Origin of the sequence: Streptomyces sp. NPDC006450 (assembly GCF_040612195.1) — a bacterium.
In the GTDB taxonomy this organism is placed as follows: domain Bacteria; phylum Actinomycetota; class Actinomycetes; order Streptomycetales; family Streptomycetaceae; genus Streptomyces.
On record NZ_JBEXPT010000122.1, the window covers coordinates 1 to 19,371 of the forward strand.

The following is a 19,371-nucleotide window of genomic DNA, read 5'->3' on the forward strand; positions in this document are numbered from 1 at the left end:
GGCCGGCGCCGCCGAAGTGCGGCCGGCGGCACTGCGCCGCGAACTGGCGCCGCTGGACGAGGCGGCCCGGACCGCCGTCCTGCTGGACCTCGTACGACGCCAGGCGGCGGCACTGCTGGGCTACGGCGACCCGAAGGAGGTGGACCCGGAGCGCGACTTCCTGGAAGCGGGCTTCGACTCGCTCTCCGCGGTGGAACTGCGCAACGGCCTGTCGCGGGCGACCGGGCTGAGCCTCTCGCCGATGGTGGTCTTCGACAACAAGAGCCCGGAGCGGCTGGCCCGCTACCTGCTCGACCAGCTCGCCGCACACCTGGCGGGCGACCCGGACACCGCGGCGGGGCCGGCCCGCACCGCGACGCCGACGGCCTCCGCGGCCTCCGACCCGGGTGCGCAGACGCTCAGCGGTCTCTTCCGCACCGCGGTGCAGGCCGGTCAGCTCGAACTCGGCTTCGACCTGCTGGCCGTCGCGGCCCGGCTGCGGCCGAGCTTCACCTCGGTGGCCGACGTGGAGCGGATCCCCGCCCCGGTGAAGCTGTCCGAGGGACCCCAGGGACCGCGGCTGGTGTGCGTGAGCACCCCGATGGCCACCGGCGGCGTGTACCAGCACGCGCGGCTCGCCTCGTACTTCCGGGGGACGCGCGGGGTCAGCGCCGTACCGCTGTCCGGATTCGGGGAGGGCGAGATGCTGCCCGCCTCGCTGGACGCGGCCGTGGAACTGCTCGCCGAGGGCATTGCGCAAGCGGCCGACGGTGAGCCGTTCGTCCTCGTCGGGTATTCGGCCGGGGGGACGCTCGCCTACGCCGCCGCCGAATACCTGGAGCGCGAGCGCGGAATGCGCCCGGCCGGCGTGGTCCTGCTGGACAGCTACCGCAGCGAGGGCGGCGGAGACGCCGGAATCGCCCGGGGCCTGGTCCAGGGAATGATGGAAATGGAGTCCGCCGTCGGCGGATTCGACCTCGGGCGGCTTTCCACGATGGGCCGCTACTCCGAGATCCTGGTCGAGCTCGCGCCCGCGAAGATCGAGGCGCCCGTGCTGTTCGTGCAGTGCGAGGAGCCCTTCGACGCGGCCGCCCACCAGGGCGGCGAGGACCCCACGGGATGGCAGGCGCACCCCTGGGACGCCTCCCAGACCGTGCGGACCGTAGGGGCCAACCACTTCACGATCCTTGAGGACAAGGCCGAGGGCACGGCCCGGGTGATCGAGGAGTGGATCGCTTCCCGCCCCTGACGCCCAGCCCTCACCCCCCACCCCCACCCCCACCCCCTCCCACCCCCTGACAGAAAGAGAGAGGAAGCCCCTTCATGGGAGTACCACCGAGCGCCAAGGGCACCGTCCCCTTCGGTGAACACCGGACCTGGTACCGGGTCACCGGGCAGCTCCATTCGGGCCGGCCGCCCCTCGTCGTGGTGCACGGCGGCCCGGGAAGCACGCACGACTACCTGCAGAACCTCGCCGCGCTCGCCGACGAGGGCTGGCCGGTCGTCCACTACGACCAGATAGGCAACGGCGGCTCCAGCCATCTGCCCGACCGGGGAGCCGACTTCTGGACGGTCGACCTGTTCCTGGCCGAACTGGACAACCTGCTCCGGCAGCTGGGGATCTCCGACGACTACACGCTCCTGGGCCAGTCCTGGGGCGGAACGCTGGCCGCCGCCCACGCTTCGGCCAGGCCGGCCGGTCTGCGCGGCCTGGTGATAGCGAACGCGCCCGCCTCCTACCCCTTGTGGTTGGAGGAACTCGCCCGGATCAGGAAGGAGCTGCCCGACGGGGTGAACGAGACGCTGCTGCGCCACGAGGCGGCGGGCACCACCGGCACCACCGAGTACCACCAGGCCATGCAGGTGTTCTACGAGCGGCACGTGTGCCGCCTCAAGCCCTGGCCGCGCGACTACACCGCCTCGTTCTACGAGGTCTACAACGACCCCACGGTCTACTACGCGATGAACGGGCCCAGCGAGTTCCACGTGATCGGGACCCTGCGCGACTGGTCCGTGACCGACCGGCTGGCACGGATCGACGTACCCACGCTGATGATCACCGGGCGGCACGACGAGGTGACCCCGCTCAGCGCCCAGCCCTTCCAGGACCTCGTGCCCGGACTGCGCTGGGAGATCTTCGAGGAGTCCAGCCACATGCCGCACCTGGAGGAGCCCGAGCGCTTCCTCGGGGCGCTGCGCACCCACCTGCGCGAACTGCTGTGAGCGCCCGGCCCCCACGGGCCCCGTCACCCCGGATTAGGGGCTGGGCAGGGGGCAGTGGGGGCCGCTCGGGGATGAATTCTCCCTAGCATTGCAACACCAGTCGATAACTCACGTCTTCTCGGGCCGGGATGCCACAGCTCTCCGGGCACCGAATGCACATCCTCAAGAAAGCGGAGGAACGCTCGCATGCCCTTGCCCGCCGGCGGTCCCATGGAGGCGACGCGATTTCACGCCTACGGGGCACACCACATAGACGAACTCGCGAACCGTTACGGAATTCCGTCGGACATCCGTGATGCCATTCGTCTGACGTCCATGGTGCTGCCTTTCCGTGTGAACGAGTACGTCTTGTCAGAGCTCGTGGATTGGGACCGGATACCCGAAGATCCCATCTTTCAGCTCGTCTTCCCCCAGCCCGGCATGCTGCCGGCGGAGGCCGAGAAGCGGCTGGCGTTTCTCGCGGCCGGACCCAGCTCCAAGGCGGAGCTGCGGGAAACCGTCAAGGACATCCGCTCCCGCCTCAACCCGCACCCCTCCGGCCAGAAGCAGCTGAACGTGCCGACGCAGGCGGGGGCGGAACTTCCCGGGATGCAGCACAAGTACCGGGAAACGGTCCTGTACTTCCCGGGGCAGGGGCAGACCTGCCACGCGTACTGCACCTACTGCTTCCGCTGGGCCCAGTTCATCGGCGATGCCGACCTGCGCTTCGCGGCGCCGGGCCCCGAGCTGCTCGTCGAGTACCTCAAGGAGCATCCGCAGGTCACCGACGTCCTGGTGACCGGCGGCGATCCGATGGTGATGTCGACGGAGCGGCTGCGCCGTCACATCGAGCCGTTGCTGGACATCCCCACGGTGCGCACGATCCGCATCGGCACGAAGTCCGTCGCGTACTGGCCGCAGCGCTTCACCACCGACCAGGACGCCGACGACGTGCTGCGGTTGTTCGAGAAGGTGGTGGCCACGGGTCGCAACCTGGCGGTCATGGCCCACTTCACGCATGCCCGGGAACTGAGCACCGACCTGGCCCGCAGGGCCGTGTCCCGGATCCGGAGCACCGGCGCGCTGGTGTACTGCCAGGCCCCGCTCGTCGCCCACGTCAACGACTCGGCGGAGGCGTGGCGGGACCTGTGGCGCGCCGAGTTCGCGGTCGGGGCCGTCCCCTACTACATGTTCGTCGAGCGGGACACCGGCCCCTACGAATACTTCAGGGTGCCCCTGGCCCGTGCGGCCGCGATCTTCCGCGAGGCGTACCAGCAGCTCCCGGGCCTCGCCCGCACCGTTCGCGGCCCCGTGATGTCGGCGACGCCCGGCAAGGTGGCCGTGGACGGCGTGGAGGACACCCCCGAGGGCTCCTTCTTCCAGCTGAGGCTGCTCCAGGCCCGGGACCCCGCGCTCGTCGGCCGGCCGTTCCGTGCCCACTACTCCGCCGGCGCGGCCTGGGTGGACGAACTGGAGCTCGCCCCGGAGACACCGGCCGACCTGCGTGCGGCGCTGGAAGGCATCAGCCCCCCCGAGCCGGAGGCCGGGGCCACCGTCAGCGAGGAACGACTGTGACCGAGACCGCGCAGGGCAGGATGTCGCCGAACCTGGCGCTCAACCAGATCGTGGCCGAGCGCCGTGCCGAGGGGGAGGACATCGTCCACCTCGGCTTCGGTGAGGCCCGGCTGCCCGTCTTCGGCCCGTTCGCCGAGGCCCTGGCAGCCGGCTCCCGGCACAATGCGTACGGCCCGGTGGACGGGTCGGCGCAGGTCCGGGAGGCGGTGGCCGGCTACTTCACCCGCCGCCGACTACCGACCGGACCGGAGCAGGTGATCGCCGCACCCGGCAGCAAGCCGCTGCTGATGGCCCTCCAGCTGGTGCTGGTGGGCGACGTGCTGCTGCCGTGCCCTGCCTGGAACAGCTACCGGCCGCAGGCCGAACTGGCCGGCAAGCGGGTGTTCGAGGTGCCCATCCCGAAGGAGTGCGGAGGCGTACCCGATCCGGCGCGGCTCCGCGCGGCCGTACAGGCTGCCCGCGCCGCCGGCGGCGACCCGAGGATCATGGTCCTCACCCTGCCCGACAATCCGACGGGCACGCTCGCTCCCGCGCACATCGTGCGCGAGCTGTGCGCCATCGCCGAGGAACTCGACCTGGTGATCGTCTCCGACGAGATCTACCGGGACATCGTGCACGACCCGGCGACACCGGTGCTCAGCCCGGCGGAGGTGGCACCCGAGCGCACCGTGGTCACCACCGGGCTGAGCAAGACGCTGGCCCTGGGCGGCTGGCGCATCGGCGCGGCCCGGTTCCCCGCGAACCCCTGGGGCGAGCGGGCGCGCCGCGGAGTGGCCTCGGTGGCCAGCGAGGTCTGGTCCACGCTGGCCGCGCCGATGCAGGAGGTGGCCGCGTACGCGTTCGCGGAGCCCCCGGAGATCCGGCAGAGGCTGGCCGACAGCGCCAGGCTGCACGGCTCCGTGGCCCGCGCCGTGCACGGGATCGTGACGGATGCGGGGGCCGAGTGCCGCCCCCCTGCCGGTGGCTTCTACATCTACCCGGACTTCGAACCGTTGCGGGGGGCACTGAACCGGCGGCTAGGGGTCACCGACTCCGCCTCGCTGTTCCAGTACCTCCTCGACGAGCACCGGATCGCGGTCCTCGCCGGCCACCAGCTCGGCGACGACCCCGGAGCCCTGCGGTTCAAGATCGCCACCAGCCTGCTCTACGGGGAGTCCCGGGAGCTCCAGCAGCAGGCCCTGGAAGCCGCGGACCCGGTACGGCTCCCGCACGTCGCCGCGGTACTGGAGCGCCTCCGGGACAGCTTCGCCAAGCTGGCCGGCTAGGGCGGCGGGGCGAGGACATGACGAGGACCGTTCCGGACGGCCCCTCCGGGCTGCGCACCGACACCTCCGCGACACGCTTCCGGGAGGCCATGGCCTCCTTCCCCAGCGGGGTCACGATCGTCACCACGGCGGATTGGGAAGGCAGGTGGTGGGGGTTCACGGCCACCTCCTTCTGCGCGCTCTCCCTGGAGCCGCCCCTGGTGCTGGTGTGCCTCGCCAAGGACGCACAGTGCCACCCGGCCTTCGAGCGCGCGGACTCCTGGGTCGTGCACGTCCTGGGCGCCGCGCACGCGGACGTCGCCCTGCGCTTCGCCACCAAGGGGGCGGACAAATTCGCCGGGAGCCGCTTCCGGGAGGGCTCGCGCGGTCACCCGCTGCTCCCGGAAGCGGCCGCCGTGCTCGAATGCGACACCTTCGACCGGTACGACGGGGGCGACCACACCATCCTGGTGGGCCGGGTCCACGACACCCTCCTGAACCGGATCGACCCGGCGGTCTACTTCCGCCGCGGATTCCACACCGTCTCCAAGGAGGAACAGCCGTGAGCGAGCACAGCACGACCGGCGCGCAGCCGACTGCCACCGACACCCACCCGCACGTGGCCATCCACGCGCACGCGGACGTCCACGAGGACGGGGGAGTGGAGGAGGAACTGCTGCTGGAGGAGGTCTCCATCGACGGCATGTGCGGGGTGTACTGACACGCTCCGTGCCCCCGCACAGGGGCACGGACGGCCACGCGCGGGTGAAGGGACGAGGAGCGGTGCGGTGGGAACGGCGGAGGAGACACAGGACGTGACGGTGCACGACAGGACCCTGTGGGGGGTCGCCGACCTGCATGTGAGCTATCCGGAGAACCGGCAGATCGTCGAGGACATGCACCCCGCCTCCCCCGACGACTGGCTCGTCATCGCCGGCGACGTGGGCGAGATCCTCGACGACGTCGCCGCCGTCCTGCGCCTGCTCGCCGACCGCTTCGACACCGTGATCTGGGCCCCGGGCAACCACGAACTGTGGACGCACCCGCAGGACCCGGTCCAGCTGCGGGGCGAGGCCCGCTACCGCAGGATCGTGGAGATCTGCCGGGGGCTGGGCGTCCTCACGCCCGAGGACCCCTATCCCGTGTGGGACGGTCCGGGGGGTCCGCTGCGCATCGCCCCGCTGTTCGTGCTCTACGACTACAGCTTCCTGCCGCCGGGCTGCACCACCAAGGACCAGGCCCTGGCCCGCGCCTACGAGTCGGGGGCGGTCTGCAGCGACGAGTTCCTGCTGCACCCTGACCCCTACCCGAGCCGCGAGGCCTGGTGCCGGGCCCGGGTCGCCGAGACCGAGGCCCGGCTGGACGCCTGCCCAAAGGACGTGCCCCTGCTGCTGGTGAACCACTACCCGCTCGTCCGGGAACCCACCGACATCCTCTACTTCCCCGAATTCGCCCAGTGGTGCGGTACGCGGGCCACGGCGGACTGGCACACCCGCTACCCCGTCCAAGGCGTCGTCTACGGGCACCTCCACATCCCCCGCACCACCGTCCACGACGGCGTGCCCTTCCACGAGGTGTCGCTGGGCTACCCCCGGGAGTGGCGCCGCCACGGGCGACCGCCCGGCGGGCTGCACCGCGTCCGGCCGACGCGACCGGAGGTCGCACGATGATCGAGCGCATACTGCCCGACCGGGTCGCCGTCGCCTGGACCGGCGAGGACGTACCGGACTCCGAGCTGCTGCCGGAGGAAGCGGCCCTGGTCAGCGCCGCCGTCGAGTCCAGGCGCCGCGAGTTCGCCACCGTACGCAGCTGCGCCCGCGAGGCGCTCGGCGCCCTCGGCCTGCCACCGGTCGCCGTGCTGCGCGGGCCGCGGGGCGAACCGCGCTGGCCGGAGAAGGTGGTCGGCAGCATGACGCACTGCAGCGGCTACCGGGCCGCCGCCGTCGCCGCCGCAGGCGAGGTGCACGCCCTGGGCATCGACGCGGAGCCGAACCTGCCCCTGCCCCACGGGGTGCTGGAGGCGATAGCCCGCGCTGAGGAGCTGCCCCGGCTGCGCCGGCTGAAGGCGGTGACCTCCGGCGGGTTCGGGGCCGCTGCGGTCAGCTGCGACCGGCTGCTGTTCAGCGCCAAGGAGAGCGTCTACAAGGCCTGGTTCCCCATGACCGGTCTCCCACTGGACTTCTCGGAGGCCAGCCTGGAGTTCACCCCGCTGGGCACCTTCACCGCACGGCTGCTCGTACCGGGGCCGTTGTACGACGGAAGCAGGCTCCAGTCGTTCCGCGGGCGGTGGCTGGCGGCCGGAGGTTTCGTCTTCACCTCGGTCGTGGTGCCGGGGCTGCCCGCGAACCGGCCGGACGAGACGGTGCCGCTGGCCGGAGTACACCAGATCAGTACGTCGGCATCGACCCGGGGTGGTGTTAGGTACACCGTCCGTCGACGCCTTCGGGCCAGTGACCGGGCCGCCGAGGGATTGGCAGACTAGGGACGTGTCCGAGGGACGGGCAAGGGAGGGAGTGCAAAAATGCGATTCCGGCAAGCAGCAGTGGCCGCCCTGCGAGGGCTTGCACTGGCAGTGTTCTCACTGGGCGGCTCGATCGTCTTCATCGTCCTAACCATCGTGTCCAGCGTGCTCATGGTGATCGGAATCGGGGCGTTCACCACGCCCCTGGTTCTCCAGGGGGTCCGCTGGTTCGCGAACGTCCGCCGGGTGCTCGCCGCGGAATGGAGCGACGTGCGCATCCCGGCCGCGTACCGCCCCTTCCCGGCGGACATGCGCACCGGCGCCGCCGGTCAGATCGAGAAGCTCGGCTACATGAAGAGCGACCCGGCGACCTGGCGGGACCTGCGCTGGCTGTTCGTCGACATGATCGCCGGCTTCGTGACGGCGCTGCTGCCGGCGGCGCTCTTCCTCTACCCGCTGGAGGGCTACGCCATCGCCATCGGCCTGTGGCGGGTCTACACCGACAGCGGCAGCTACTGGTTCGGCCCCGTGCACGTCACCGGCCAGTGGTCCGCCCTCGGGGCCGCGCTGTTCGGCACCGCGCTGCTGGCGGTCGGCGTGCGCGTCAACCCCACCCTGCTGCGCCTGCACTTCCTGCTGACCAAGTCCGTGCTGGCCCCGGCCGGTCTGGACCTGCACGAACGCGTGGAGCAGCTCACCCGAACCCGCCACGACGCCGTGGACACCTCCGCGGCCGAACTGCGCCGCATCGAGCGGGACCTGCACGACGGGGCACAGGCCCGGCTGGTCGCCATGGGCATGAGCCTGGGCGCCATCGAGGCGCTCATCGGGAACGACCCGGAGAAGGCCAAGGAACTCGTCGCCAAGGCCCGTTCCGAGTCGGTCGACGCCCTGGCCGAACTGCGCGACCTGGTCCGGGGGATTCACCCGCCGGTGCTCGCCGAGCGGGGACTGGGCGACGCCGCAAGGGCCCTGGCCCTGCGCATGCCGGTCCGCGTCGAGGTCAACATCGACCTGCCGGGACGAGCCCCGGCATCCGTCGAGACGGCCGCGTACTTCGCGATCAGCGAGGTCCTGACGAACGTGGTCAAGCACGCCGGGGCGGAAAGGATCTGGCTGGACATCGACTACCAAGATCGGATGCTTCAGATTACTGTCACCGACAATGGTCGGGGAGGCGCCGACCCTTCGGGATCAGGCCTGACGGGGATCGAGCGGCGCCTGGGTACATTTGACGGTGTACTGGCCGTCAGCAGCCCCGAGGGCGGTCCCACCATGGTGACGATGGAGATTCCGTGCGCGTTGTCTTGGCCGAAGACCTCTTCCTCCTCCGGGACGGTCTGATCCGGCTGCTCGAAGCCTTCGACTTCGAGATCATCGCAGCGGTGGACAACGCACCGGAACTGACCCGGGCCTTCGAAGAGCTGGAGCCGGACGTCGCGATCGTCGACGTCCGGCTTCCGCCGTCCTACACCGACGAGGGCCTGCAGTGCGCCCTGGAGGCCCGGCGCAGGAAGCCCGGCCTGCCGGTCCTGGTGCTCTCCCAGCACGTGGAGCAGTTGTACGCGCACGAGTTGCTCGCCGACGGCAGCGGTGGGGTCGGCTACCTCCTCAAGGACCGCGTACTCGACGCGGCGCAGTTCGTCGAGGCCGTACGCCGCGTGGCGGCCGGCGGCACCGCGATGGACCCGCACGTCATCTCCCAGCTCCTGAACCGCCGTTCGGCGGCCGATCAGCCGGTGGGCAAGCTGACCCCGCGCGAACGCGAGGTGCTGGAGCTCATGGCCCAGGGCCGCTCCAACGCGGCCATCGCGGGCCAACTGGTGATCACCGAAAGGGCCATCGCCAAGCACACGGCGAACATCTTCACCAAGCTCGGACTGACCCAGTCGGACGACGACAACCGCCGCGTGCTCGCCGTACTGGCCTACCTCGACCAGAACTGACGGCCCCTGAACGCCGGGTCCCGCCGCGGCGGGACCCGGCGGCCCCGATCAGCCGGAGCCCTTCGGCGTCCGGCGGACGTGCGGGAGTAGGCAGCGCGGGGACCGCCCGCGCCAGGCACCGGCCCACACCCCCGCCCCGTAGGCAAGGTCGTCCAGCCGACGCGCCACCACGAAGCGGAGGGGGTCCAGGTCGGGGGAACGCATCCGGTGGTCCAGTACTCCGTCGGCCACCGCGGCCACCAGGACCGCCCGGCGCACGCGCGACGAGACCAGGCAGCCGGCCAGGCTCAACGGCCACCAGTGCCGCAAGAGAAGCCCCGCGGTCTGCTCGGCGGTCGCGGCCACTCCCAGCCCGGTCAGGGTGGCCGCGAGCCGCCGCGGTTCGGCCGTACCCGCCGGGATCTTGCGCGTGTAGCCGCGGGCCACCGCGAGGAGCACGGCCACGGCCACCGGAACCGACCAGCGGCGCTGCGCGAGCAGGGCCACGGCGAGCCCCGCGGCCCACGGCGTGAGGGTAGCCGGGGCGACGGCCGCACCGTGCCGCACCGCCAGGGCGTGCGCCCCCGAACCGTAGTAGGCCTTGCGCCCCAGCCATGCGGCGAAGCCGGTGCGGTGGTCGTGCCGGACGGACGCGGCGGGATCGTAGCGGATGCGGTCACCCCCGGCGGCCAGCCGCCAGACCAGGTCCACGTCCTCGGCGACGCGCATGCTCTCCGTGAAGCCGCCCCCGAGCCTGTCCACGCGCGCCACCAGGCAGGCGCTGGGCAGCCAGGGCACGCGTGAATGCGGGTGCACCAGCGCGGGATGGGAGTGCAGGTCCAAAGAGGACCGGGCGGCCTCGTAGCGGGCGATCCAGTTGCCGCGGTCCGAGGTGACCCCCTCGCGCAAGCCGAGGATGCGCGGCCCGACTACCGCCAGCTGCGGGTCGTGGAAGTGCCGCAGCAACATGGCGAGGGTGTCGGGGACGACGACGATGTCGGAGTCCACGAACGCCACGAAGCGCGTACCGACCTCCCGCAGCCCGGCGTTGCGGGCGGCAGACGGTCCCCGGTTCTCCGACAAGGCCAGCAGCCGCGCACCGTGCCCGTGCACGACCCGGGCCACCGCCCGCGGATCGCGGGAGCCGTCGTCCACGACGATCACCGCCACCCGCCCGCCGAGCGCGGTCAGTAGCCGGTCCAGGGGCCCCGGACGGTCGCGGACGGGCACGAGCACGGTCAGGTCGGCCAGATCGGCAGCGGGCAGTGAGGCGGCCACGGGATGCGCCATGCCGATGGCGACGAGCCGCTGAGCCAGCCGTACGGACGCCGGGCCGTCCAGGCGCAGGCGCCGGTCGCGCAGTAGCGCCGCGGCGCGCGCGCCGAGCCGTACCAGGCGAGGCGGAGCACCTCCGACGAGGATGCGCCCGCCCTCGTAACTCCGTACCTGGGGGCCGAGTTCGACGACGGACCCGGTCGCGGGCGTGTCGGTCATCCGCGGAATCCACCCTCCGCGCTCATGACGGCACCGTTGGCGAGGCGACCGTGGGCGGAGCAGCAGAAGGCGATGAGGTCGGCGACCTCCGCAGGCTCGATCAGCCGGCCGTCGAGCTGGGACGCGGCGAAGTCCTCGACGCCGTCCAGTCCGTAGAGCGCGGCGGTCGCCGTCAGCATCTCCGTACGCGTGGAGCCGGGGGAGACCGCGACCGCCGTCACGCCGGTGTTCACGAGGTCGGCCGCGAGACCGCGGACCAGACCGATCACCGCGTGTTTGGCGGCGCCGTAGCCGGCGAGCCGGAACAGTCCGCGGCTACCGGCAGCCGAGGCGACGGCGACGAACCGGCAGCCGCCCGGGTCCGTGCCGCGCAGCATGTGCGGCACCACGGCGGCTGCGGTGTTCCACACCCCGAGGACATCCACCTCCCACAAGGTCCGCAGCTCCTCCTGCGGGGTCTCCCACAGCGGCCGGCCACCGCAGATGACGGCCGCTGCAGCGACGGCGGCGTCCAGCCGCCCGAACTGCTCCACGGCCTCGGCCGCCGCCGCCTCTAGCGCGTCCCGGTCACGTACGTCGGCCACGCGGGCGAGCACCTGCCCCGGGTGCTCGTCGGCGAGTGCGTCCAGGTCCTCGCGGCTCGCCAGGCGGTAGCCGACCCCGGGCCCACGGTCGGGGCCGTCTCCGGCGCAGCCGTCGAGCGCGAGCACCGCGTACCCCTCGGCACACAGGGCCCGTACCGTCGCCGCGCCGATGCCGCGTGCCGCCCCGGTCACCAGGGCGGCACGCCGATCCCCGGTCAAGAGCCGGCTCCGGCGGCTCCGGCAGTTCCTGCAGGGCGGGGGAGGGCGGGGGAGGGGACGGTCCGAGCGAGGGAGGGGAGCAGCCGCCCGTCACCGTTCACGCGGCCGGCCGCGATGCGCCCGGCGACGTCCGTCACCAGCGCCTCGTAGACCCGGGCACCCTCCTCGGCGGTCGCTCTGGTGGGATCGCCCAGGACACCGGAGGGTGACACGGCCTCGACCCCACCCGCGATGATCGAGGGCATCAGCTCCTCGATGGGTGCCGTGTTGCCCCGCTCGGCGAGCGTCATGTCCACCGATTCCGGGGCCAGGTGCAGCAGCAGAGAGGTCTCGGTGTGTCCGGCGTGGGCGTCCACAGACTCCGTGGCGCACGGAACCCACGCCACGTTCCGGCCCTCTTCGATCAGTTGACGGACCGCGCCCGACAGGCTCCGCAGGTTCCCGCCGTGCGCGTTGACGAACACGATGCGCCCGGACCACAGGGACACGGAGCGGACGAGCTCGACCAGCAGGAACCGCAGGGCCTCGTTGCCGATGGACATGGTGCCGGGGAAGGACTGGTGCTCCCCGCTCGCCGTGTAGCCGATCGGCGGCGCCACGAGCACCTCGTCCGGCGGCCGGGGCCCGCGTCGCAGTCGGCGGGCCGCGCCGTGCGCCACGGCGGTGGCGATCGTCGTATCGGTGTCGAGCGGGAGGTGCGGGCCGTGCTGCTCGGTGGAGCCCAGCGGAACCAGAACCAGCGGCCGCTCCGGCAGCCGGGTCCAGGCGAGCCCGGTGAGCTCCGCGTCCCGGCCGGGGCCGTGCTCCCGCGTGTGGGGTCCCTTCGTCATCCCTCTTGCCCCGTACCGGCCGCCGGGCTCGCAGCCGGACCGGCCATGCGGGTGAAGCCGGGCGGGATCAGCACATCGTCCCGGGTCAACTCGTGCACGGAGGAGCGGCCGAGGCCGAGCAGCGCCGAGTTGATGCCGCCGGAAAGGACGTCGAGCACGTTCTCCACGCCCGACTGGCCCGCCGCGGCCAGCCCCCACAGGTAGGCACGGCCGATCATCACTGCCCTTGCGCCGAGGGCGAGGGCCTTGACCACGTCGCTGCCCCGGCGGACACCGCCGTCGAGGAGCACCTCCACCTCGTGGCCGACGGCGTCCGCGATCGCCGGCATCAGCCGGACCGGAGCGGGGGTCGTGTCGAGGTTGTTGCCGCCGTGGTTGGAGACCGAGAGGGCGGTGACACCCGCGTCCACGGCTCGCCGGGCGTCGTCCACGCGGGAGATGCCCTTGAGGAGGAAGTGGCCCTGCCACTCGTCACGGAGCCAGCGTATGTCGTCCCAGGTGGGCGGCGGGGTCTGCATCCAGGTGCCGTAGGCGCCGAAGAAGGTGGGCGAAGAGCCGTCGGGAGCAGCGAGGTTGGGGGTGGTGAGGTCGGGCAGCCCACCGGAGCGGAGGTAGTCCAGCAGCCAAGCCGGGCGGGCCAGGGCCTGCGGGGCCAGCTTTGCCATGGCCTTGAGGTCGAGGCGTTCGGGAATCGAGGGGCTGCCCCAGTCGCGGCCGTGGGAGAAGGACCAGTCCAGTGTGACGATCAGCCCCGCCGCCCCGGCGGCCCGGGCCCGGTCCATCGAGCGGACCATGTCCTCCTTCGAGCCCATCCAGTACATCTGGAAGAAGGTCGCCGGATTGGCGGCCACAACCTCCTCCACGGGTTTGCTCGCGAAGGAACTCAGACCCATGGCCGTCCCGCGGGCCGCGGCCGCGCGGGCGACGGCCACCTCGCCGTCGGGGTGGACCGCCTGCACGCCGGTCGGAGAGATGATGACGGGTAAGGCGATGTCCTGCCCCATCACCCGAGTGGCGAGCGTGCGCTCGGCGGACAGGCCGGCCACGCGCGGGGCGAAGCCCAACTCCTGGAAGGCGGCGGTGTTGTCGCGGTAAGACACCCCGGCCTCCGACCCGGCGAGCAGGGCTCCATAGACCGATCTCGGCAGCCTTCTGCGGGCTCTACGCTGGGCGTGGGCGACGGTCTCGAACCAGCTGTTGCCCATGGTGAACACACCTCTTCATTCGACTGACTGACAGTCAATGCTCTTGGGTTCAAGGGGTGTAGCCCCTCAACGCCTATCCTGTGCGCTACATTAATGGCACCCAGTGCCGAAAGGAAGGGTGTGCCGATCATGCCGGGCCCATCCACGGCCGCCGACGACGGCTTCCACCGGGTCGGCCGCAAACCCCTGACGTCCCGCGCCGAACTCGAACGGCAGGCGCTGCGGCTCTTCGCGGAACGAGGCTTTGACGATGTCACCGTCGACGACATCGCCGCGGCGGCAGGCATCGGCCGCCGGACCTTCTTCCGCTACTACAAGTCGAAGAACGATGCGGTCTGGGGCGACTTCGAGAGCGAACTCCATTGGATGCGGAGCTCTCTCGCCGCCTTTCCCCCGCAGGCACCGGTGATGGACGTGCTCCGCGAGGCGATCGTGGCCTTCAACCACCTCGACCCCGCACAGGTGCCCTGGCACCGCGCGCGCATGCGGCTCATCCTCGAAGTCCCCGCGCTACAGGCCCACTCCACCCTGCGCTACGCCGACTGGCGCGCGGTGGTGTCGGAGTACGTCGCCGCCCGCCTCGGCCAGCCGCAGGATGCCCTGATTCCCCAGGTGATCGCCTACACCTGCTTGGGGGCCGCCGTAGCCGCGTACGAGCAGTGGCTGCGCGACGAGGACGCGGACCTCGGCGACCTCCTGGACCGAGCCCTGAGCGCTCTCGGCCCCCTCGCCCTCGACCCGGGCCCGTTGGTCGCTCGGGAGCAGCAGAAAGCCGTTCGGTTGGGCTGACGCGTATCCCCTCAGCCGAGGGACCGGAGCCAGGGAGTGGGCTTCTCGACCATCTGAACCTGCATCAGACCCCAGGTCGTTGGACAACTGCCGGCTCGTAGGCGTCGGGGGAGGCAGGACAGACCTGGTCGCGACAATGGGTGGCACGGCAGACGCTGCGCCACCCATTGTCGTTACCCTCCGCAACCGTGTGCAGTCGAAGGTGGTCGGCGGTACTGGAGGGCCGGCCTCAAGGCATGGGGGAGTGCCTGGCATGGGCGGCCTGCGGATTCTCCCCAGATTCTCCCCAGGGGGCCCTGTGGGCCACTCTTAGAGGTTCGCAAGAGCTAAGTTGATCAACGTTGCTGGTGTGCGGTCTACAGCCAGTCGCGTTTCTTGAAGATGACGTACAGGCTGACGCAGACCACCGCCATCAGCAGGATGGCGAAGGGGTAGCCGCCTGCCCACTTCAGTTCCGGCATGTCCTCGAAGTTCATGCCGTAGATCGTTCCCACCAACGTGGGTGCGAAGAGGATGGCGGCCCACGAGGAGATCTTCTTGATCTCCTCGTTCTGTTCGAAGCCGGCCTCGGCCAAGGCGCGCATTTCGGCGTTCTGTTGTTGGGAGACCAGGGTGGCGTTGACCGTCAGGATTTCGGTCAGGGCCTGGCGGAAGCCGTCCACGCGTTCGCTGGTGTGGGTGACGTGGTCGGCTACGTCGCGGAGGTAGCGCTGGAGTTCCTCGTCCGTGCCGTACTTCGCGAAGCCGGCCATCAGGCTGTGGAGCATGCCGACCAGGGGGCGGGTGGCGCGTTGGAACTCGACCATTTCCCGGGAGAGTTCGTAGATGCGGCGGGAGACTTCCGGGTCGCCGCTGAAGACCTCGGTCTCGATCTCGTCCATGTCGATCTGGACGCCTTCGACGACCGGGGCGTAGCCGTCGACCACCGCGTCGAGGATGGCGTACAGGGCGGCTTCCGGCCCGAGGGAGAGGAGTTCGGGGGACTCCTCCATGCGGCGGCGGACCGCTGAGAGGTCCGGGGCCGCGCCGTGGCGGACCGTGATCAGGAAGTCGGGGCCGACGAAGATGTGGAGCTCGCCGAAGTCGACCTCCTCCAGCGCGTCGAGGTAGCGGGCGGCCCGCAGGACGACGAAGAGGGTGTCTCCGTAGCGCTCCAGCTTGGGGCGCTGGTGGGCCTCCAGGGCGTCTTCGATGGAGAGCGGGTGGAGGTTGAACTCATCGGCCAGGGAGTGGAGTTCGGGCTCCGTGGGGCGGTGCAGGCCGATCCAGGCCATGCCGTCGGGCTGTTCGCGCAGTTGGCGGAAGGTGTCGGCGAGGGTCTTGGGGGAGGCGACCCGGACGCCGTCGCGGTAGACAGCGGAGTCGATCACGCTGCGGTGGTCCGCGGGGGTCGGGTCCGACGGGGGCGCCTCCGGGGCCCGTGGGGGTGTGGCCGGGGGAGTGGAGGGCGGGGCGGCCGGGCGCCGCCATCCCCCACGCTTCGCGGGCGCGGAGGCGGACGGGGGCGAGGGGCGGCGGTCTGATCGCTCCGACATCGCAGGTCAGCTCCCGGTCGAACGGATGTTTACGGGCAAGGGGCAGGATATCCGGGTGAAAGGACCCCGGGGGTTCATGCGGGCCCGCGCGCATGGTGTGCGCATGGGGTGCGTGGGGCGCGCGTGGACGCGACCGGTTCGGAGTTGCGGACAGAAGGTGTCCGCATGGGCCGCTACGTTGCTGTCATGGCCTCCAAGACGATGCGTCCCGTACTCGACACCCGTGCGCTGAACCGTGCCACGCTCGCCCGTCAGCTGCTCCTCACCCGCACCGAGATGTCTGCGCACGACGCCACACAGCACTTGCTGGGGCTGCAGGCACAGAACGTGAAGCCGCCGTACTTCCAGCTCCACGCCCGACTCGCCGGATTCGGGCCGGCCGAGTTGGCCGGGCTGATGGAGTCCCGGCAGGTGGTCCGGATGGTCACCATGAGGTCCACCATCCACACGCACACCGTCCACGACGCGCTCACCCTGCGCCCGCTCGTCCAGCCCGCCCGTGACCGGGAGATCAACTACTTCCGCAAGGGCCTGGTCGGAGTGGATCTGGACAGGCTGGCCGAGCGTGCGCGGGTGTTCGTGGAGGCGGAGCCGCGGACCATGGCCGAGATACGGGAGGAACTGCTCAAGGAGTGGCCCGGAGCCGACCCGCAGTCGCTCTCCGTCGCCGCGCGCTGCCGGCTGCCGCTCGTCCAGGTCACCCCGCGCGGGGTGTGGGGGAAGAGCGGGCAGGTCCGGCTCACCACCTTGGGCGAGTGGGTTGGAGAGGAAGGGGGAGCGCCTGGTGGGGAGGGCCGGGGGATCGACGATGTCGTGCTGCGGTACCTCGGGGCCTTCGGGCCCGCTTCCGTCAAGGACATGCAGACGTGGGCCGGACTCACCCGGCTGCGCGAGGCCTTCGAGCGGCTCAGGCCCGGCCTGGAGGTGTTCCAGGACGAGAACGGCGTCGAGCTCTTCGATCTGCCCGACGGGCCCCGCCCCGACGCCGGGCAGCCCGCCCCGCCCCGCTTCCTTCCCGAGTTCGACAACCTGCTCCTCTCCCATGCCGACCGTTCCCGGGTGATCGCGCCCGAGCTGAAGGGGAGTACGTGGTCCGGGAACCAGGCCCACTGCACCCTGCTCGTCGACGGCTTCCTTGCCGGGCTCTGGAAGCTGCACGCCGGGACGCTCACCGTGGAGCTGTTCGCCGACGTCTCCAAGGGCGGCAAGGCGGAGATCGTGGCCGAGGGGGAGGCGCTTCTCGCCGCCATGGGGGACAGCGGCGACGAGGGAGGCGGGGACCGTTCGGGCGGCTCCGTTCGCTTCGGTTCCATCCGTGGCCAAGTGGCGTGAGGCGGATGGGGTGAGTGCGGTGCGTGGGGTGGATGCGGTGCATGGGGTGAGTGATGTGGATGCGGTGAGTGGGGTGGGCGCGGTGAGTGGTGTGGGTAGGTAGGCGGGCGGGGCCGGACGGGCTGTCCGGCCCCGCCGCGCTCTGGTGGCCCGTACGCCGGACACGGCACGATGCCTGGTACGACCGGGATCACCCGCGGTCGTTCTCGTTCGTGGCGGGCCGCCCGGCCATCGGCGGAGCGCGGCGCGTCGTCCAGGCAGTTGTTTGCAGCAGTTCGCACTTGTCGTTCGGGATTCGGGACCTAGGAGAGAGCAATGCGGATTCCCATGACCGTCACGGACTTCCTCGACCGGGCGGAGCTGGGGTTCTCGTCCAGTCCGGGCGTGGTGGACGAGCCGGATCAGCCCGGTCCGCCGGTCCCCGATTCGACCTACGGGAGGCTCGGCGAGCGCGTACGGGCCTGGCAGGCGGGATTCGACGCGCTGGGGGTGGCCGAGGGCGAGCGCGTGGCGGTGGTCAGCCACAACTCCGCCCGGCTCCTGGAGCTGCTGTTCGCGGTGCCGATGAGCGGGCGCGTCTGTGTCCCGGTCAACTTCCGGCTAAAGCCGGAGGAGGTCGACTACGTGGTCCGGCAGAGCGGGGCCTCGGTCCTGCTCGTCGACCCGGAGCTGGACGAGGCGCTGTCGGCCGTCACGGCGCGCCACCGCTTCGTCCTCGGGCCGCAGACGGATGCGGAGCTGATGCGCTTCGGAGTGGAGCCGCGCCCCTGGTCGCACCCGGACGAGGACGCGACGGCGACGATCAACTACACCTCGGGAACCACCGCCCGCCCCAAGGGAGTGCAGCTGACCCACCGCAACATCTGGGTGAACGGGCTCACCTTCGGCCTGCACACCCGGGTCTGGGAGCGCGACGTCTACATGCACACGCTGCCGATGTTCCACTGCAACGGCTGGGGCATGCCCTTCGTGATGGCCGGGCTCGGCGTCAAGCAGGTCGTGCTGCGCAAGGTCGACGGCGCCGAGATCCTGCGCCGGGTCGAGGAGCACGGCGTCACGCTGATGTGCGGCGCGCCCGCCGTGTGGAACACGGTGCTGGACGCGGCGGCGACCTGGGAGGGCGAGATCCCGGGCCGTGACCGGGTACGCGTCGTCTGCGCGGGCGCCCCGCCGCCGAGCCGGACGATCCAGCGCATGGGCGAGGAGCTCGGCTGGGAGTTCACGCAGATCTACGGCCTGACCGAGACCTCGCCGCTGCTCACCTTCAACCGGACCCGGCCCGCCGACGCGGAGCTGCCGGCCGCGGAGCGGGCGCGCAGGCTGTCCCGCGCCGGGCTGCCCGCGCTCGGGGTCAAGCTGCGGCTGTCCGAGGACGGGGAGGTGCTGGCCCGGTCGAACGTCGTCCTGGAGGGGTACTGGGACAAGCCGGAGGAGACCGCGGCCGCACTGCGGGACGGCTGGTTCCACACCGGTGACGGCGGCACGGTCGACGAGACCGACGGCCACCTGACGATCTCCGACCGGAAGAAGGACGTGATCATCACCGGCGGCGAGAACGTGTCCTCGATCGAGGTGGAGGACGCGATCTTCAGCCATCCGGCGGTCGCGGAAGTCGCCGTCATCGGTGTGCCGCACGAGAAGTGGGGCGAGACGATCAAGGCTCTCGTGGTCCTCACCGAGGGCGAGGCCGTCGAGGAGGCGGAGATCATCGCCCACTGCAAGCAGCGGATGGCCGGGTACAAGGCCCCGACGACGGTCGAGTTCCGCGCCACCATCCCCCGTACGGCCACCGGCAAGATCCAGAAGTTCAAGCTCCGCGAGCCGTACTGGTCGGGCCTGGGGCGGCAGGTGAACTGACCCCCGCGGCGACCCGGGGGAACGACCGAGGGCCGGTACGGGGCTGCGCGCGCAGCCCCCGTACCGGCCGCAGGGGGTGGAGGAGGGGGGCAGGCGGGGCGGGAGAGCGGCGCTGGCCGCGGGGGGCGGGGGGGGCCGGC

Annotated in this window: 18 protein-coding genes; 13 read left to right on the forward strand and 5 right to left on the reverse strand. The window is 71.4% G+C overall.

Going from position 1 to position 19,371, the window contains the following annotated elements; translation table 11 throughout:
- From ABZY57_RS26995 to ABZY57_RS27040, 10 genes are all read left to right on the forward strand, one after another.
- Positions 1-1,228 (forward strand): alpha/beta fold hydrolase (locus tag ABZY57_RS26995; RefSeq protein ID WP_356516189.1); only part of this gene is annotated, 1,228 nt, incomplete at its 5' end.
- Between the two features lie 74 nt (positions 1,229-1,302).
- Entirely contained in the window at positions 1,303-2,202 is a 900-nt protein-coding gene (locus tag ABZY57_RS27000; protein ID WP_356516191.1) for a proline iminopeptidase-family hydrolase, read from the forward strand.
- A gap of 186 nt (positions 2,203-2,388) precedes the next feature.
- Positions 2,389-3,756, forward strand: a complete 1,368-nt coding sequence (locus ABZY57_RS27005) for a lysine 2,3-aminomutase (protein ID WP_356516193.1) — start codon at positions 2,389-2,391, stop codon at positions 3,754-3,756.
- Positions 3,757-3,776: 20 nt separating this feature from the next.
- A complete protein-coding gene (locus tag ABZY57_RS27010; protein ID WP_356516221.1) occupies positions 3,777-5,021 on the forward strand; it encodes a pyridoxal phosphate-dependent aminotransferase in 1,245 nt (414 codons plus the stop codon).
- A 17-nt stretch (positions 5,022-5,038) separates the two neighbouring features.
- Positions 5,039-5,566, forward strand: coding sequence for a flavin reductase family protein (locus ABZY57_RS27015; RefSeq protein WP_356516195.1), 528 nt, complete (start codon positions 5,039-5,041; stop codon positions 5,564-5,566).
- Entirely contained in the window at positions 5,563-5,721 is a 159-nt protein-coding gene (gene mftA, locus ABZY57_RS27020) for a mycofactocin precursor MftA (RefSeq protein ID WP_356516197.1), read from the forward strand. The genes ABZY57_RS27015 and mftA overlap by 4 nt, the downstream gene beginning before the upstream one ends.
- 175 nt (positions 5,722-5,896) lie before the next feature.
- Positions 5,897-6,670, forward strand: a complete 774-nt coding sequence (locus tag ABZY57_RS27025) for a metallophosphoesterase (RefSeq protein ID WP_356516223.1) — start codon at positions 5,897-5,899, stop codon at positions 6,668-6,670.
- A complete protein-coding gene (locus ABZY57_RS27030; protein ID WP_356516199.1) occupies positions 6,667-7,482 on the forward strand; it encodes a 4'-phosphopantetheinyl transferase superfamily protein in 816 nt (271 codons plus the stop codon). Before ABZY57_RS27025 ends, ABZY57_RS27030 begins: the two co-directional genes overlap by 4 nt.
- A 39-nt stretch (positions 7,483-7,521) precedes the next feature.
- Positions 7,522-8,805: a sensor histidine kinase gene (locus ABZY57_RS27035; protein ID WP_356516201.1), complete on the forward strand. Its 1,284-nt coding sequence runs from the start codon at positions 7,522-7,524 to the stop codon at positions 8,803-8,805.
- A complete protein-coding gene (locus ABZY57_RS27040; protein ID WP_356516203.1) occupies positions 8,757-9,407 on the forward strand; it encodes a response regulator transcription factor in 651 nt (216 codons plus the stop codon). Before ABZY57_RS27035 ends, ABZY57_RS27040 begins: the two co-directional genes overlap by 49 nt.
- A gap of 48 nt (positions 9,408-9,455) precedes the next feature.
- On the opposite strand, the gene mftF is transcribed toward ABZY57_RS27040, so the two are convergent.
- Genes mftF through mftD form a run of 4 tightly spaced genes read right to left on the reverse strand, consistent with a single transcriptional unit; the run spans position 9,456 to position 13,718 of the window.
- Entirely contained in the window at positions 9,456-10,880 is a 1,425-nt protein-coding gene (gene mftF, locus ABZY57_RS27045; RefSeq protein ID WP_356516205.1) for a mycofactocin biosynthesis glycosyltransferase MftF, read from the reverse strand.
- Complete coding sequence (locus tag ABZY57_RS27050) at positions 10,877-11,683, reverse strand: mycofactocin-coupled SDR family oxidoreductase (protein WP_356516207.1); 807 nt, start codon at positions 11,681-11,683, stop codon at positions 10,877-10,879. Before ABZY57_RS27050 ends, mftF begins: the two co-directional genes overlap by 4 nt.
- The gene (mftE, locus tag ABZY57_RS27055; RefSeq protein ID WP_356516209.1) at positions 11,680-12,513 is read right to left on the reverse strand and encodes a mycofactocin biosynthesis peptidyl-dipeptidase MftE; all 834 of its coding nucleotides are present in this window, start codon (positions 12,511-12,513) and stop codon (positions 11,680-11,682) included. The genes ABZY57_RS27050 and mftE overlap by 4 nt, the downstream gene beginning before the upstream one ends.
- The gene (mftD, locus tag ABZY57_RS27060) at positions 12,510-13,718 is read right to left on the reverse strand and encodes a pre-mycofactocin synthase MftD (protein WP_356516211.1); all 1,209 of its coding nucleotides are present in this window, start codon (positions 13,716-13,718) and stop codon (positions 12,510-12,512) included. The genes mftE and mftD overlap by 4 nt, the downstream gene beginning before the upstream one ends.
- Positions 13,719-13,847: 129 nt before the next feature.
- Here mftD and mftR point away from each other — a divergent pair, with 129 nt between their 5' ends.
- Positions 13,848-14,507 (forward strand): mycofactocin system transcriptional regulator, encoded by a 660-nt coding sequence (gene mftR / locus ABZY57_RS27065; RefSeq protein WP_356516213.1) that lies wholly within the window; start codon positions 13,848-13,850, stop codon positions 14,505-14,507.
- 356 nt (positions 14,508-14,863) lie between these two features.
- Here mftR and ABZY57_RS27070 read toward each other — a convergent pair whose 3' ends face one another.
- Complete coding sequence (locus ABZY57_RS27070; protein ID WP_356516215.1) at positions 14,864-16,042, reverse strand: magnesium and cobalt transport protein CorA; 1,179 nt, start codon at positions 16,040-16,042, stop codon at positions 14,864-14,866.
- A gap of 186 nt (positions 16,043-16,228) precedes the next feature.
- Between ABZY57_RS27070 and ABZY57_RS27075 the strand changes: the two genes are divergently transcribed.
- Positions 16,229-17,374, forward strand: a complete 1,146-nt coding sequence (locus ABZY57_RS27075; protein ID WP_356516217.1) for a winged helix DNA-binding domain-containing protein — start codon at positions 16,229-16,231, stop codon at positions 17,372-17,374.
- A 315-nt stretch (positions 17,375-17,689) separates the two neighbouring features.
- Positions 17,690-19,231: an AMP-binding protein gene (locus ABZY57_RS27080; RefSeq protein ID WP_356516219.1), complete on the forward strand. Its 1,542-nt coding sequence runs from the start codon at positions 17,690-17,692 to the stop codon at positions 19,229-19,231.
- Positions 19,232-19,371 lie beyond the last annotated feature (140 nt).